Consider the following 14683-nt stretch of genomic DNA (forward strand, 5'->3'; position numbering starts at 1 on the left):
CCTTCGACCTTCATCCGTGGCGGGACTCGTCGGCCAGCAGCTGGGCGACGTCGGCGAGGCCCTCGCGGTAGCGCCGGGCCAGCTCACCGGCGACGGCGTCCATCACCGCCTGCACCCCGCGACGGCGCTCGGACAGCGTCCGCTCCCCCGCGGCCAGCGACCGGGCGGTCTGCTCGAGCAGGTCGTCGGGCATGGACGGGACGTCGGTGAGGTCGGCGCCGGGCGCGAGGCTGTTGACCCACGTCTCGAACTGCTCGGGCGCGGTGGGCTGCACGGTCTGGTGCCGGCCCAGGCCGTGCGCGGGGCCGCGGCCCTTCTCGGACAGGATCTCCGGCAGCAGGTCGACCAGCGAGCGCCCGTCGTGCTCGGCGCGGCGCTGCAGCTCGCGCCGCACGATGTCCAGCCGGCCCTGCAGCAGGCGCCGGGTGTAGGAGAGGTTGACCTCCTCCTGCTCGGCGCGGTGCCGCAGCGCCCGGACCTCGGTCATCGGCACGTCCTGGACGCCGTCGAGGAACGAGGGGTCCAGCAGCTCGTCGACGCCGGTGCCGCCGGCAGGGGCAGGGGTGGGAGCAGTCATCGCGCGACCTCCGCGGGAGTGGGGACGGTGGATGCCAGCCCCGGGCACGCGCCCGGGGTCACCGGCCGATCGTCGCAGACCGGACCGCCCGGACGCGGTCGCGGGCCGCCGCCCGGGTGTCGTCGAGCGTCGCGGGGGTGTCGTCGGGGTCGATGGCGGCCGCCGCCTCGCCCACCTTGAGCGCCGCGTCGGGCGCCAGCGACTGCTTGACCAGGGCGAGGGCGATGACGCCCAGCTCGTGGTGGCGCACCGCGGTGCCCAGTCGGCCGACCTCCCGCGTGCCGGAGGTGACCGGCGTCCCAGGGCGGGGCAGCGTCTCGGCCATGCCGTCGAGGTGCAGCAGCACCAGCCGGCGCGGCGGGCGGCCCAGGTTGTGCACCCGGGCGACGGTCTCCTGACCGCGGTAGCAGCCCTTCTCGAGGTGGACGGCGGTCTGCAGCCACTCCAGCTCGTTGGGGATGGTGCGGTGGTCGGAGTCGACCCCGGCCCGCGGACGGCGGGCTTCGACCCGCAGCGCCTCGTAGGCGTCGACCCCGGCGAGGACGGCGCCGGCGTCCAGCAGCTGCTGCGACCGGGCGGCGAGCTCGGCGCGCGGCACCAGCAGGTCGACGACCGCCGCCGTCCCGTCGCCGATCGCCGGCATCCGGCGCACCCAGCCCCCGCCGTCCAGCGGCGCGACGGCGTACGGCTGCGCCGGCACGGGCCAGCCGGCGGTGGTGAGCACCTCGTCGCCGCGCGGGCCGACCAGGGACAGCAGCGCCCACGCGTCAGTGACCAGCGCCGGGTCGACCCGCAGCATGAAGCGCATCCGCTGCAGGAAGGTCACCAGCGCCGCGCCCGTGCCCGGCTCCACGTCGCCCCAGGTGGTGCCGTCGAGCTCGGTGAGGACGACGTGGTGCTCGACGTGGCCCTGCGGGGAGAGCACCAGCGCCTCGGAGCCGGTCGCGTCGCCGAGGCGCTCCAGGTGCTGACTGGTCAGGCTGTGCAGCCAAGACAACCGGTCGGCGCCCGGGACGACGAGGACGTCACGGTCGCTGCGGTCGACCAGCCCCGCGCCCTCGGCCAGCCAGCGCTGCTCGGGCAGCGGCTCGCCGTAGTGGGCGGCCACGGTGGCGTCCTCGTGGTCCAGGGCGACGGCCCCGGGGTGCTGCAGCAGTGGGGAGGTCATGCGTTCTCCTTCTCCGTGCAGGCTCGGCAGGTGCCGGACAGCGCCACGTGGCCCACGTCCAGGGTGAAACCCAGATCGGCCCCCAGACGTTCCGCCGCCCCGTCGAGCACCCCCGGGTCGACCGAGCTGATCTCGCCGCAGGTCTGGCAGACGACGTGCACGTGCCGGTGCTGCTGGCCGGCGTGGTAGATCGGCGCGCCCTTGCCCAGGTGGGTGTGCCAGACGAGCCCGAGCTTCTCCAGCAGCTCCAGCGCGCGGTAGACCGTGGAGGTGTCGGGCGCGGCGCCGTCGGGTCCGGCGTCGGCGCGCAGCCGGGCACCGATCTCCTCGGGCGTGCCGTGCTCCAGCGCCGAGACCGCGGCCAGCACCCGCTGTCGCTGACTGGTCAGCCGCAGCCCGCGGGACCGCAGCTCCGCGGCCAGGGGTCCCTGGGCCGCAGGCCGCGTCGACTCCTGGCTCTCCGGTCCGGACACGCTGCCGAGCCTAGAGCGCAGGTGGCAGGGTGGACGGGGTGACGAGTCCTCGGGTGGCGCTCTGGCGGAACGGTGCGGCGACGGCGGTCTCCCCGGACGAGCCGGTGGTCACCGCGTTCGACCTGGGCCTGGGCCGCGGCGACGGCGTCTTCGAGTCCGCGCTGGTCGCCGGCGGTGCGACCCCTCACCTGGACGACCACCTGGTCCGGCTGCGGCGCTCGGCGGGAGTCCTCGGCATCGCCCACCCCGGGGACGACGCGGTGCGGGCCGTGGTGGCCGCCGCGGTCGGCGGCTGGCCGGCCGACGTCGAGGGCGCCTGCCGGGTGTTCCTCACCCGCAACCTCGGGGACGGCACCCCGCCCACCCTGCTGGCCCTGCTGGCCGCCGTCCCGGCCGAGACGCTGCGCCAGCGCACCGAGGGCGTCAGCGTCGTCACCCTGTCCCTGGGCATCCCGGCCGACTTCCGGGCGGGCGCGCCGTGGCTGCTGGGCGGCGCGAAGACGTTGTCCTACGCGGTGAACATGGCCGCCGGCCGGCATGCGCACTCCGTCGGCGCCGACGACGTCGTCCTCACCTCGCTGGAGGGGCGGGTGCTGGAGGGGCCGACCTCGACCGTCGTGTGGGCCGCCGGCGGCCGGCTGCACACCCCGCCGGTGGAGACCGGGATCCTCGCCGGCACGACCCAGGCCCGGCTATTCACCCGCGCCGAGGCCGACGGCTGGCCCACGTCGGTCACCCCCGGCACGGTGGCCGACCTGCACGCCGCCGACGCCGTCTGGCTGCTGTCGGGCATCCGCGGGGCCACCACGGTGACCCGGCTGGACGGCGTCGAGCGCGGGGACGCCGGGCTGTCCGGGCGGGTGCGGGAGCTCCTCGACCGGTAAGGTCGCCCCCGGTGCGCCGGGAAGTCTGGTCGGCAACTCCTCAGCCGACCCCGCACCCCGGAGCTGCCCCCGTGCCCAGCACCCTGTTCGCCCGCGGTTCGTACCGCGAGGCCACCCGCATCGCCGACGTCCTGCGCAAGGAGACCGTCGGCGGCGTCCTGCTCATGATCGGTGCATTCATCGCGCTGGTCTGGGCCAACACCCCCTGGTCGGCGGCCTACGAGTCGTTGCGCGACCTCCGGGTCGGCCCGTCGGACCTCCTCGGGCTGCACCTGGACCTGTCGCTGGGCACCTGGGCCGCCGACGGCCTGCTCGCGGTCTTCTTCTTCGTCGCCGGGCTCGAGCTCAAGCGCGAGTTCGTCGCCGGCGACCTCCGCGACCCGCGCAAGGCCGCCCTGCCGGTGGCCGCGGCCGTGGGCGGCATGGCCGTGCCGGCGCTGTTCTACGTGCTGGTCAACCTGCGCACCGGCGACGGCGCGCTGACCGGCTGGGCCATCCCCACCGCGACCGACATCGCCTTCGCCCTCGCGGTGCTCGCGGTGATCAGCACCCACCTGCCCACCGGGCTGCGCACGTTCCTGCTGACCCTGGCGATCGTCGACGACCTGCTGGCCATACTGATCATCGCCGTCTTCTACACCTCCACGCTGCAGGTCGTGCCGCTGCTGCTGTCCCTCGTGCCGATCGCGCTGTTCGGCGTGCTGGTGCAGAAGCGGGTCCGGTCCTGGTACCTGCTGCTGCCACTGGCGCTGCTCGCCTGGGTGCTCATGCACGAGTCGGGCGTGCACGCGACCGTCGCCGGAGTGCTGCTGGCCTTCACCGTGCCCGTCGTGCGCAGCGACGCCGCCGGCGGCCCGGACGCCGGGCCCGGGATGGCCGAGCACTTCGAGCACCGGGTGCGGCCGATCTCGCAGGGGTTCGCCGTCCCGGTGTTCGCCTTCTTCTCCGCCGGGGTGACCGTCGGCGGGCTCTCCGGGCTGGGCACCGCGCTGTCGGACAGCGTCGCCATCGGCATCGTCGTCGGCCTGGTCGCGGGCAAGACCGTCGGCATCGCCGGGGCCACCTGGCTGGTCAGCCGGTTCACGAAGGCCGAGCTGGACCCCGAGCTCGGCTGGCCCGACGTGGTCGGCCTCGCGATGCTCGGCGGGATGGGCTTCACCGTCTCGCTGCTGATCGGCGAGCTGGCCTTCGGCGCCGGCTCGCTGCGCGACGAGCACGTCAAGGTGGGCGTCCTGACCGGCACGCTGCTGGCCGCACTGCTGGCCGCGGTGGTGCTCCGGCTGCGCGACCGCCGGTACCGGCTGGTCGCCGAGGAGGAGGCCCGGGACGACGACGCCGACGGGGTCCCGGACGTCTACCAGCGGCCGTCCGCCGAGAGCTGAAATATGTCGTTGCCGACCTCCAGATCGCGTCGTACGGTTGGGTCACACGAGAGAGGAGGTGGTCCCGAAGTTGATGACTTACAGGACGCGTGAGGTGGCTGTCCGCTAGCCGCCGTCCAGATGGGCCGCCCGCCCGGTCTCTGTGGAAGACCCACAGCTCGGACTGAGCAGCGGCATCCCGCCCGTCCGTCGATGGCGGCGAGCGAGAACCGGACAGTCACCCGACCCCCAGGCTGCCGACGTTGTCCAGTCGGCCCGTGCGCAGCTCTCCCACTACGGTGGGGTGCAGCGCCACGGAGCAGCCTGGGGGTTGTCCGTTGTCTGGGGGGTGGAGCGTGCAGTTCACCGGCCGTTCGGTCGCCTTGGACACCGTCGCCGGCCTCTGGCTGGCCGAGTCCGCGCAGGCCGCTCCACCGGGCACCGTCGCCGCTCTGGTCCCCTCCTCCTTCGAGGCCGTCGCCCGGGTCTTCCACCCCGCCGTCCGCTACGTCGGCGACGACGACGTCGAGGTCCCCTGGTCCTCCGTCGCCGCGGCCAACGGCACCACGGCCCACCCGCTCATGCAGTGGGGCTCGGTCACCGGGGCCATGGAGTACTTCGAGAACGACGACCAGGCCCCGCTCTGGCACGGCGCCCCGGCCCGCGGCCACCTGCCCGCCCCGGTCGCCGAACGCCTCGTCGCCGTCCTCACCCGCTGGACGACGACGCCCGACGTCTGCTGGTTCGCCGTCGCGCAGGGCGGCGCGGTCATCACCGACCACCCGACGCTGTCGCTGCCCGACCGGGAGTACTGGCTGATCAACGGCCCGATCGGGCTGGCCGCGGAGAACATGGCCGCCGAGCCGTTCGAGCAGAGCGCCAACGTGTGGTGGCCGGCCGACCGCGCCTGGTGCGTGGTCACCGACATCGACCTGGTCACCACCTACGTCGGCGGCAGCGCCGACTGCATCGCCGAGGTGCTGGCCGCCGACGGCCTGGAGGCCGCCCCGGCGGACGAGAAGCAGCGCACCACCTGGGACGCCGACCGGGTCAACCCCACCCCCAGCGACGCCCCCGACTGAGGAAGGACCCCCTCGCCCCCCACCGCTCGCAAGCTCGCGGCGGGCCCCTGCGAGGGGGCCGAACGACTCACAGCTGGGCGAGCTCGGCGGCCAGGTCGTCGAGGCCGAGGCTGCCCTGCGACAGTGCGGCCATGTGCCAGGCCTTGAGGTCGAAGTCCGCACCGCGGGCCTGCTGGGCGGCCGCGCGGCCCTCCAGCCACGCCCGCTCCCCCAGCTTGTAGCTGATCGCCTGCCCGGGCATGCCCAGGTAGCGGACGAGCTCGCTGTCGAGGAAGTCGGCGTCCCGGCCGCAGTTCTCCCCGAAGAAGGCGCGGGCCAGCTCCGGCGTCCAGGGCTGCCCGCGGTGCTCGGCGACCGCGCCCTCGGCGTCGTCGGGGACGGGCAGCTCCAGGTGCATGCCGATGTCGACGACCACCCGGACGGCGCGCATCTGCTGGGCGTCGAGGTAGCCCAGCCGGGCGCCGGGGTCGGACAGGAAGCCCAGCTCGTCCATCAGCCGCTCGGCGTAGAGCGCCCAGCCCTCGAGGTTCGCGCTGACCCCGCCGAGGGTGGTCTGGTAGTTCGACAGGTCACCGGCGACGTGCACCCACTGCGCGAGCTGCAGGTGGTGGCCGGGGACACCCTCGTGGTACCAGGTGGAGACCAGGTCCCAGAGCGGGAAGCGCTCCTTGCCCAGCGTGGGCAGCCAGGTGCGGCCGGGCCGGGAGAAGTCCAGCGACGGACGGGTGTAGTACGGCGCGGCGGCGCTGCCGGGCGGGGCGATCATCGACTCGACCCGGCGCAGCGGCCCGGCGATGTCGAAGTGGACGCCGTCCAGGGCCTCGATCGCGGTGTCCATCATCGCCTGCAGCCGCTCGCGGATGGCCTCCACGCCGTCGACGGCCTCCCCGTGCTCGCCGAGCCAGCGCATCGCCTCCATCGGGGTCGCACCGGGCCGCACCTGCTCGGCGAGGACGCGCTGCTGTTCCAGGATCCGCTTGTGCTCCGCCCAGCCCCAGGCGTAGGCGTCCTCCAGGCCGGTGCCCGAGCCGAGGTCCGAGCCGTTCCAGGAGCGGGCGAAGCGGGCGTAGCGCTCCCGGCCCACCGCGTCGGGCGTGCCCTCGGCCTGTGAGGCGTAGGTGTCCCGGAGGAAGTCCCGGACGTCGGCGACGGCGGCGTCGGCGGCCGCGGCGGCGGCGTCCAGCTCGGCGCGGAGCTCGACCGGGCCGTCGGCGACGAAGCCGGCGAAGTAGGGGCCCTCGAGCCAGGCGTCCAGCTGCCCGACCACGGTGTGCACCTGGCGCGGGGCGGCGAGGAGCCCGCGCTCGGCGCCGGCGGCCAGCGACTCCTGGTAGCCCCGGTAGGCCGCCGGGACGCGCGCCAGCCGGCGGGCGACCACGGCCCAGTTCTCGGGGGTGGCCGTGGGCATCATCGAGAACACCGAGCGGATCGACTGCACCGGGGAGAACAGGTTCGACACCGCGCGCAGGCCCTCACCGGCCTCGTGCAGAGCGAGGGCGGCGGTGAGCCGCTCACGCAGCAGCCGGGCGCAGCGCCGCTCGATCGGGTCCTGCTCCAGCGCCGGGTCCGCGGCCAGCACCCGGTCCAGCTCGGCCAGCGTCGAGCGCATCAGCTCGGCCTCGGCCTCCTGCCCGTCCGGGGTGGTGTCGGGCAGCCGGTCGTCGCCGGGGCGGTTGCCCAGCTGGGTGGCCACGAGCGGGTCGAGGTCGCAGACGGCCTCGACGTGGGCGTCGGCGACCTGGCGCGGGGTGGTGGGTCGTGCAGCGGTGGTCATCGGATCCGTTCCAGTCGCGCGGACATGGTGGGGCGCAGCGGCTGGTCGGCGGCCGCGCGGTCGACGGCGTACATCAGCGCGCCGTCGACGATGCCGTAGAGGCGGGTGGCCCGGCTGACGTCGGGGTGGTCGGGGGTGCGGGCCAGGACGTCGCTGACCAGTTCCCAGCTCGTCGTCGTCCGGGCGGTGCCGACGTAGATCTCCACCAGGCCGGCCGGGGAGCTGACCAGCAGTTCGACCTCGTCCTCGCCGCGGGGGCGCCAGAAGCCGGACTCGCGGGTGTCGGGGCCGGCCACCTGGCCGTCCTCGCTCAGCCGCCAGGTGCGGGACTCGTAGGACAGGAAGTCGCGGCCGTCGTGGGCGAAGCGCACCCACTGGCCGAAGCGGTGGTCACCGCCGGTGCCGGCGGCCTGGCCCTCGCCGTGCCACTCACCCAGCAGCGGCAGCACCGACAGCAGCTCGTGGGCGACCTCGGGGCCGGTGCGGACGTCGACGGTGTCGGGCACCGGCAGCTCGGTCGGGCCGGCGGCGGGGCCGTCGGGCAGCCCGGGCGGGAGGGGTGCGCTCATCGGACGTCGTTCCTCTGCTGCTCGGTGCGGGTGAGCCGCCACGCGGAGGCGGCGAAGCCCAGCGCAGTCAGCCCGGTGAGGGTGACGAGCACCCAGGCGGAGACCAGACCCATGCCGCCACCGTAATGCGGGGCACCCGGCACGCACCGGGGGAGGTCCGGCTCACCCCTGTGGGGTGCGGGGCTCAAGGGGACCGGGGCGGACGCCGACGTACGGGAGAGGACGACCCTCGACGCAACGGGGGCCACCAGACCGACATCGATGAGGTGACCGGGTGTCGATCGACGCCGGACCACGACCGCTCCCGCTCACGTACGGGCCGGTGACCAGGAAGCTCAACGTGACCTCCGCCGGCCCCGCGGACGGACCGGTGGTCCTGTTCGCCCACGGCTTCGGCTGCGACCAGGGCATGTGGGACGGCGTGGTGCCGCACTTCAGCGACGACCACCGCGTCGTCCGCTACGACCTGATGGGCTACGGGCAGTCGGACTTCTCCGCCTACGACCCCATCCGCTACGCCACCCTCGACGGGCACGCCGACGACATCCTGGCCATCTGCGCCGAGCTGGACCTGCGCGACGTCACGATCGTGGCCCACAGCGTGAGCACGATGATGGCGGTCAAGGCGGCCGTCCGGGAGCCCGGGCGGTTCCGGCAGGTGGTGCTGGTCGCCGCCAACCCCTACTTCCTGCAGGACCCGGAGACCGGCTACGACGGCGGCTTCTCCGACGCCGACATGACCGAGGTCGCCGGCGCGCTCGACAGCAACTACTTCACCTGGGCCGAGGCGATGGCCCCGGTCATCATGGGCACCCCCGAGGCGCCCGAGCACGGCGAGCGGCTGACCGCGAGCTTCTGCCGGGTCAACCCCGACGTCGCCCGCCAGCTGCTGGGCCTGATGTTCAGCACCGACCACCGGCCGCTCCTGCCGCAGGTGACCACCCCGACGGTGGTGCTGCAGGGCCGCGACGACGCCATGGTGCCCGCGTCGGTGGCCGGGTACCTGCACGCCCACCTGGCCGGCTCGACGCTGGTGCAGCTGCAGGCCCTCGGGCACTGCCCGCACATCAGCGCACCCGAGGAGACCGCAGCGGCCATCCGTGCCCACCTGCTCACGACGTGATGCCGGACTACGCGGACCTGTGGGAGCACGCCCCGGGCAGCCACCTGCTGCTGGACGACGACGGGCTGATCACCGCGGCGAACGCCACGTTCTGCGAGTGGACCGGCCATGCCGCCGCCGACCTGCTCGGCCGGCCGTTCACCTCGCTGCTGCCGATCGGTGACCGGGTCCTGCACACCACGCACGCGTTGCCGCAGCTGATGGTCACCGGCCGGATCGCCGAGGCGTCCGTCCAGGTGATCGGCGCCGACGGGGAGCGCCACCCGGCGCTGATGGGGGCGACGCGGGTGACCGCCGGGCTCCCCGCCCCGGAGACCCGCGTCGTGCTGGTCGACGCCCAGCAGCGCCGCCGCTACGAGGAGGAGCTGCTCACCGCCCGGCGGCGGGCCGAGGAGTCCCAGGCCCGGATCGCCGCGGCCGAGGCCGCGCTCACCGAGCTCGTCCACCACGACTCGCTGACCGGGCTGCTCAACCGACCCGGGCTGCTGCACGCCCTGCACGGCCGGCTCGGGCGCTGCGGCGCCGACGCGACCGGGCCCGGGACCGCCGTCCCGACCGTCTTCTTCATCGACCTCGACGGGTTCAAGGCCGTCAACGACGGGCTGGGCCACGGCAGCGGTGACGAGCTGCTGCGGGTCGTCGCCCGCCGCCTGGAGGACGCCTCCCGGGCCGGCGCCGACGTCGCCCGCCTGGCCGGCGACGAGTTCGTCGTCCTGGACGACGTCTCCCCCACGGGGACCCGGCGGGTCGCCGCACGCCTGCTCGACGTGCTCGCCGAGCCCGTCGTCCTGCAGGGCGTCGAGGTGGTGGTCGCCGCCAGCATCGGCAGCTGCGCGGCCGAGGTGCCCGTCGCCCCCGCCGACGTCGAGACCGCCGCCGACCTGGTGCTGCTGCGGGCCGACACGGCCATGTACCGGGCCAAGGCCCAGGGCAGCGGGCGCTGGGAGGCCCACGTCCCCGGCAGCCCCGACCCGGCCGCCGACCGGCTGGTGCTGCTCGAGCAGCTGCGCAGCGCCATCCGCGACGGCGAGCTGCGGGTGCACTACCAGCCCCGGATGGCCCTGCCCGGCGGCGGCGTGAGCGGCGTCGAGGCGCTGGTCCGCTGGCAGCACCCCACCCGCGGGCTGCTCCAGCCCGACTCGTTCATCGACGCCGCCGAGGAGTCCGGGGTCATCCGTGACCTGGGCGCCTGGGTGCTCACCGAGGCCGTCGGGCAGGCCGTCCGCTGGGACGCCGCCGGCGTGGCCCCGGGACTCCAGATGGCGGTCAACGTCTCCGCGCGCCAGCTCGCCGACACCGGCCTGGTCGCCCGGGTCGCCGGGGTCCTGGCCCGGGCCGGGCTGCCGGCCTCCCGGCTCGTCCTCGAGATCACCGAGACGGCGCTGATGCACGACCCGGAGTCGGCGCTGACGACCCTGCAGGCGCTGCGGTCGCTGGGCGTGCTGCTGGCCGTCGACGACTTCGGCACCGGCTACTCCAGCTTCACCTACCTCAAGCAGTTCCCGGTGGACGAGCTGAAGATCGACCGCTCCTTCGTCGCCGGGATGACCACCGACGCCGGCGACCGCGCCATCGTGGCCAGCTGCGTCCACCTCGCCCACGCCATGGGGCTGGTCGCGGTGGCCGAGGGCGTCGAGTCCGCGGACGAGCGGGACGCGCTGCTCGCACTGCGCTGCGACCAGGCCCAGGGCTACTTCTTCAGCCGGCCGGTGCCGGCGGACGAGGTGCCCTTCCCGGCCACCGTCCCCGCCTGAGCGGTCGCCTGCACCACCTCCGACCAGGGGGTGGCCTGCAGGCCGAGGACGGCGGTGGTCTCCTGGGCGTCCAGGACGAAGTCGGCGTCCCACTGGTGCCGGATGGCGACGAGCTCGCGCAGTTGGGCGTCCGCCACCCCCAGCGCGCGCAGTGCGGGCCACGGGATGCCGCTGACCCGCGCCGGCCGGCCGCCCATGGCCGCGGCCAGGTCGGTGAGCGCCTGCCGCTGACTGCGCGGCTCACCACTGGGCACCATCCAGGCCCGGCCCTCCGCCCGGGGGTCGGACCCGAGGGCCACCAAGGTCGCCGCGACGTCGGGGACGTACGTCCAGCTGTGCCGGGCGTCGGGGTCCCCGATCACCCAGGCCCGCCGGCCGGCGCGCAGCGTCGCCAGCTGCCGGACCAGGTGCGACTGCGCGGGCGGGACGGTGGGCCCCACGAAGTCCGACGCCCGCGCCTCGGTGACGCGGATGCGGCCGGCGGCCCGGGCGGCCAGCAGGTCGTCCCAGATCCCGGCCTTGAGCCGTCCCTTGACGTCGGTCGCCGCCAGCGGGGTGGCGGCGGTCATCGGCCCGTCGGGGCGGCCGTACCCGTACAGGCTGCCCATGACCACCAGCACCCCGGCCTGCTCGGCGGCGACGCGCACCGCGGCCGCGATCGGCGGCCACTCCCGGGTCCACCGGTCGTAGCGCGGCGGGTTGACCGCGTTGTACAGCGCCTCGGCCGCACCCACCGCCGCGGTGAGCGCCGCGGCGTCGGCGGCGTCCACGGCCCGGTGCTGCACGGCATCGGTGCTCGAGCCGCCGCTGCGGGACAGCACGACCACCTCGTGCCCGCGCTCGGCCAGCAGCTGTGCGGTCGCCGTCCCCACCGGGCCCTTGCCCAGCACCACGTGTCGCCCCATGACGTCCTCCGATCGTCTGCGAGAGCAGTGCTCTCGGTGATGTCGACGACCGTCCTCCGGTCCGGCACAGCTGTCAAGAGCGGTGCTCTTGTTTGCGTGCACTGCTCTCGTCGTTCATCCTGGACAGGTGACGACCGCCCGTGACCGTGCCCGCGCCGAGCTGACCGCGGAGATCGCCGACCTCGCCCGTGCCCAGCTGGCCACCGTCGGGGCGCCCGGGCTGTCGCTGCGCGCCGTGGCCCGCGAGCTGGGGATGGCGTCCTCGGCGGTCTACCGCTACTTCTCCAGCCGCGACGAGTTGCTCACCCGGCTGATCATCGACGCCTACGACGCGCTCGGGGCGGCCGCCGAGTCCGCCGACGACCCCACCGCTCCGCCCGTCGAGCGCTGGGTGGCCGTCTGCCGGGCGGTCCGCCGCTGGGCGCTGGCCCACCCGCACGAGTACGCGCTGCTCTACGGCTCACCCGTGCCCGGCTACTCGGCACCGCGGGACACCGTCCCGTCGGCCGTGCGGGTCGGTGCCGTGCTCGGCCGCGTGCTCGGGGACGCCGCCCGGGCCGGCCTGCTGCCGGACGCCGGACACCGCACGACGGGCGTGGTCGGTCCCGAGGCGGCCGGCCTGCTCGGTGGCGACCACCCGGCCCTGGACGACGCCGTGCGGGCCCGGGCGCTGCTGGCCTGGAGCTCGCTGTTCGGCGCGGTCAGCTTCGAGGTGTTCGGCCAGTTCACCGGGGCGGTCGTCGACGCCGAACGGTTCTTCGACGACGCGATGGCCGCCCTCGCCGGCCTGCTGGGTCTCTGAGCACCGACCAGGTGTTCGCTGTGGTGGTCCAGGATGCGTCCCGCGGCCTCCGCCCTTACTGTGCGCGACACATCGATCACATGGCGAGAGGGATGTACATGCGCAGGTTGACCGCTGTCCTGACCGGGCTGCTGGCCCTGACCACCGCCGGGGTGCTGGCCCCGAGCACCGCCGGCGCCGTCACCGGCGGCACCGAGGACACCGCGAACAGGTACTCGAACGTCGGGCTGCTGTTCTTCTACGACGCGACGGGCCGCTACCGCTGCTCCGGGACCCTGATCTCCCCGACCGTGGTGCTCACCGCGGCACACTGCACCACGGGCACGCTGGGGCAGACCATCGTCACCTTCGATGCCGACGTCGCCAGGACCGCGGACGAGGCGGCCACGACCGTCCCGCGGGCGGACCCGGCCGTCGGCTACACGTCGGCCCCCGAGGGCTGGTACGCCGGCACCGCGTACACCCACCCGGACTACTCGGACTTCACCGACATGGACAACTGGAACGACGTCGGGGTCATCGTGCTCGACGAGCCGGTGGAGGGCATCACCCCGGCGGAGGTCGCGCCCGTCGGGTACCTCGAGCAGTTCGCCCAGCCGGCGCTCAACGGCACGACGTTCACCGTGGTCGGCTACGGCACCGAGGTGCGCAAGCCGGTGAGCGGGCCGCGCAAGCCCACGCCGATGAGCTACCCGATCGTCCGGCGCTACACCGACGTGGTGGGGCAGAAGCTGACCCCGCAGATCCTGCAGGTCAACGGCAACGAGCACGACACCCGCGGCGGCGGTGGCAGCTGCTTCGGTGACTCCGGTGGCCCGACCTTCAAGGACGGGTACGTCGTGACCGTGACCAGTTACGGCTACACGGCGAACTGCCGCTACCTGGACGGACTGCAGCGGGTGGACATCGCCGTCGTCCAGGACTGGCTGGAGACGTTCCTCGACTGACCCGGGACGAGACAGGGCCCGCCTCCCGCGAGGGAGGCGGGCCCTGTCGGCCCCCTCGCAGGGCCCCGCCGCGAGCTCGCGGCGCGGCGGGGGGCGAGGGGGTCCTTCCTCAGGCGATCGCCAGCGTCGTCTCGTTCAGGCCGACGTCGGCGGCGATGCTGCGCTCGGCCCGGCCGACCGGCGACAGCGACCGGAGCGTCCAGTCACCGGGAGCGGCGAAGAACCGGAAGTGACCCTCCGGGCTGGTCACCACCTCCGCGGTGAACTCGTCCGTGGCGTCCAGCAGCCGCACGTAGGCGCCGGCGACCGGCGACCCGTCGTGCCAGACCTGCCCCTGGATGACCGTCTGGGTCGTCAGGTCTACGCCGGCGAGACCGCCACCCTGCTCGGGGGCCCCGCACACGGTCAGGCGCCCTTCGCGATCGGGACGCCGACGAGGGAGCCGTACTCGGTCCAGGAGCCGTCGTAGTTCTTGACGTTCTCGTGGCCGAGGAGCTCGCGCAGCACGAACCAGGTGTGGCTCGAGCGCTCGCCGATGCGGCAGTAGGCGATGGTGTCCTTGCTGGTGTCGAGGCCCGCGTCGGCGTAGAGCTTCGCGAGCTCGTCGTCGCTCTTGAAGGTGCCGTCCTCGTTGGCCGCCTTGCTCCAGGGCACGTTCACCGCGGTCGGGATGTGCCCGGCGCGCTGGGCACCCTCCTGCGGCAGGTGCGCGGGGGCGGTCAGCTTGCCGGCGAACTCGTCGGGCGAGCGCACGTCGACCAGGTTCTTGGTGCCGATGGCGTCGACGACCTCGTCGCGGAAGGCGCGGATGGAGGCGTCGGGCTCACCGGCGGCGTAGGAGGTGGCCGGGCGCTCGACGACGTCGGCCGACAGCGGGCGGCTGTCGAGCTCCCACTTCTTGCGGCCGCCGTCGATGAGCTTGACGTCGCCGTGGCCGTAGACCTTGAAGTACCAGTAGGCGTAGGCGGCGAACCAGTTGTTGTTGCCGCCGTAGAGCACGACGGTGTCGTCGTTGCTGATGCCCTTGGCCGACAGCAGGGCGCTGAAGCCCTCGCGGCTGACGAAGTCGCGGGACTCGGCGTCCTGGAGGTCGGTCTTCCAGTCCAGCTTGACCGCGCCCTCGATGTGGCCCTTGTCGTAGGCGCTGGTGTCCTCGTCGACCTCGACGAAGACGATGCCGGGCTGGCCCAGGTGCTCGGTGGCCCAGTCTGCGGTGACGAGCACGTCGGTACGGCTCATGGGGTGGCTCTCCTTCGGTGGTTGC

General features: G+C 74.3%; 15 protein-coding genes. 7 read left to right on the forward strand and 8 right to left on the reverse strand.

Going from position 1 to position 14683, the window contains the following annotated elements; translation table 11 throughout:
• Nucleotides 1–10: 10 nt before the first annotated feature.
• The 3 genes from GCU67_RS03765 to GCU67_RS03775 are packed head-to-tail and all read right to left on the reverse strand — an operon-like array spanning nt 11 to nt 2218.
• Nucleotides 11–577, reverse strand: coding sequence for an RsiG family protein (locus GCU67_RS03765; RefSeq protein ID WP_163609753.1), 567 nt, complete (start codon nt 575–577; stop codon nt 11–13).
• Between the two features lie 58 nt (nt 578–635).
• The gene (gene ygfZ / locus GCU67_RS03770) at nt 636–1745 is read right to left on the reverse strand and encodes a CAF17-like 4Fe-4S cluster assembly/insertion protein YgfZ (protein WP_163609754.1); all 1110 of its coding nucleotides are present in this window, start codon (nt 1743–1745) and stop codon (nt 636–638) included.
• Nucleotides 1742–2218 (reverse strand): transcriptional repressor, encoded by a 477-nt coding sequence (locus GCU67_RS03775; protein WP_163609755.1) that lies wholly within the window; start codon nt 2216–2218, stop codon nt 1742–1744. Before GCU67_RS03775 ends, ygfZ begins: the two co-directional genes overlap by 4 nt.
• A 38-nt stretch (nt 2219–2256) precedes the next feature.
• On the opposite strand from GCU67_RS03775, the gene GCU67_RS03780 reads away from it, so the two are divergent.
• The 3 genes from GCU67_RS03780 to GCU67_RS03790 all read left to right on the forward strand — a co-directional run bounded on the left by GCU67_RS03780 (nt 2257) and on the right by GCU67_RS03790 (nt 5545).
• Nucleotides 2257–3102, forward strand: a complete 846-nt coding sequence (locus GCU67_RS03780) for an aminotransferase class IV (protein ID WP_163609756.1) — start codon at nt 2257–2259, stop codon at nt 3100–3102.
• 71 nt (nt 3103–3173) lie between these two features.
• The gene (nhaA, locus tag GCU67_RS03785; protein ID WP_163609757.1) at nt 3174–4484 is read left to right on the forward strand and encodes a Na+/H+ antiporter NhaA; all 1311 of its coding nucleotides are present in this window, start codon (nt 3174–3176) and stop codon (nt 4482–4484) included.
• A 335-nt stretch (nt 4485–4819) separates the two neighbouring features.
• Entirely contained in the window at nt 4820–5545 is a 726-nt protein-coding gene (locus tag GCU67_RS03790) for a hypothetical protein (RefSeq protein ID WP_211660703.1), read from the forward strand.
• A 67-nt stretch (nt 5546–5612) separates the two neighbouring features.
• Here the strand turns inward: GCU67_RS03790 and GCU67_RS03795 are convergent, their stop codons facing one another.
• On the reverse strand, nt 5613–7319 hold the full coding sequence (locus GCU67_RS03795; protein WP_163609758.1) for a DUF885 domain-containing protein: 1707 nt from the start codon (nt 7317–7319) through the stop codon (nt 5613–5615).
• A complete protein-coding gene (locus tag GCU67_RS03800) occupies nt 7316–7888 on the reverse strand; it encodes a heme-binding beta-barrel domain-containing protein (protein ID WP_163609759.1) in 573 nt (190 codons plus the stop codon). The genes GCU67_RS03795 and GCU67_RS03800 overlap by 4 nt, the downstream gene beginning before the upstream one ends.
• A 322-nt stretch (nt 7889–8210) precedes the next feature.
• Here GCU67_RS03800 and GCU67_RS03805 point away from each other — a divergent pair, with 322 nt between their 5' ends.
• Nucleotides 8211–9011 carry an alpha/beta fold hydrolase gene (locus GCU67_RS03805; RefSeq protein WP_338104750.1) on the forward strand — a complete coding sequence of 267 codons (801 nt, stop codon included), beginning with the start codon at nt 8211–8213 and terminating at the stop codon, nt 9009–9011.
• The gene (locus tag GCU67_RS03810; protein ID WP_163609814.1) at nt 9011–10765 is read left to right on the forward strand and encodes a putative bifunctional diguanylate cyclase/phosphodiesterase; all 1755 of its coding nucleotides are present in this window, start codon (nt 9011–9013) and stop codon (nt 10763–10765) included. Before GCU67_RS03805 ends, GCU67_RS03810 begins: the two co-directional genes overlap by 1 nt.
• Here the strand turns inward: GCU67_RS03810 and GCU67_RS03815 are convergent.
• Nucleotides 10702–11670, reverse strand: coding sequence for an NAD-dependent epimerase/dehydratase family protein (locus GCU67_RS03815; RefSeq protein WP_170311002.1), 969 nt, complete (start codon nt 11668–11670; stop codon nt 10702–10704). The two genes, GCU67_RS03810 and GCU67_RS03815, sit on opposite strands and share 64 nt — an antisense overlap.
• A gap of 127 nt (nt 11671–11797) precedes the next feature.
• On the opposite strand from GCU67_RS03815, the gene GCU67_RS03820 reads away from it, so the two are divergent.
• Nucleotides 11798–12472 carry a WHG domain-containing protein gene (locus tag GCU67_RS03820; RefSeq protein ID WP_163609761.1) on the forward strand — a complete coding sequence of 225 codons (675 nt, stop codon included), beginning with the start codon at nt 11798–11800 and terminating at the stop codon, nt 12470–12472.
• Between the two features lie 98 nt (nt 12473–12570).
• Nucleotides 12571–13419, forward strand: a complete 849-nt coding sequence (locus tag GCU67_RS03825; protein WP_163609762.1) for a S1 family peptidase — start codon at nt 12571–12573, stop codon at nt 13417–13419.
• 109 nt (nt 13420–13528) lie between these two features.
• On the opposite strand, the gene GCU67_RS03830 is transcribed toward GCU67_RS03825, so the two are convergent.
• The gene (locus GCU67_RS03830) at nt 13529–13822 is read right to left on the reverse strand and encodes a DUF1416 domain-containing protein (RefSeq protein WP_163609763.1); all 294 of its coding nucleotides are present in this window, start codon (nt 13820–13822) and stop codon (nt 13529–13531) included.
• Between the two features lie 2 nt (nt 13823–13824).
• A complete protein-coding gene (locus GCU67_RS03835) occupies nt 13825–14658 on the reverse strand; it encodes a sulfurtransferase (RefSeq protein ID WP_163609764.1) in 834 nt (277 codons plus the stop codon).
• Nucleotides 14659–14683: the final 25 nt, after the last annotated feature.

This window comes from Modestobacter muralis (assembly GCF_010682105.1).
Lineage (GTDB): Bacteria > Actinomycetota > Actinomycetes > Mycobacteriales > Geodermatophilaceae > Modestobacter > Modestobacter muralis.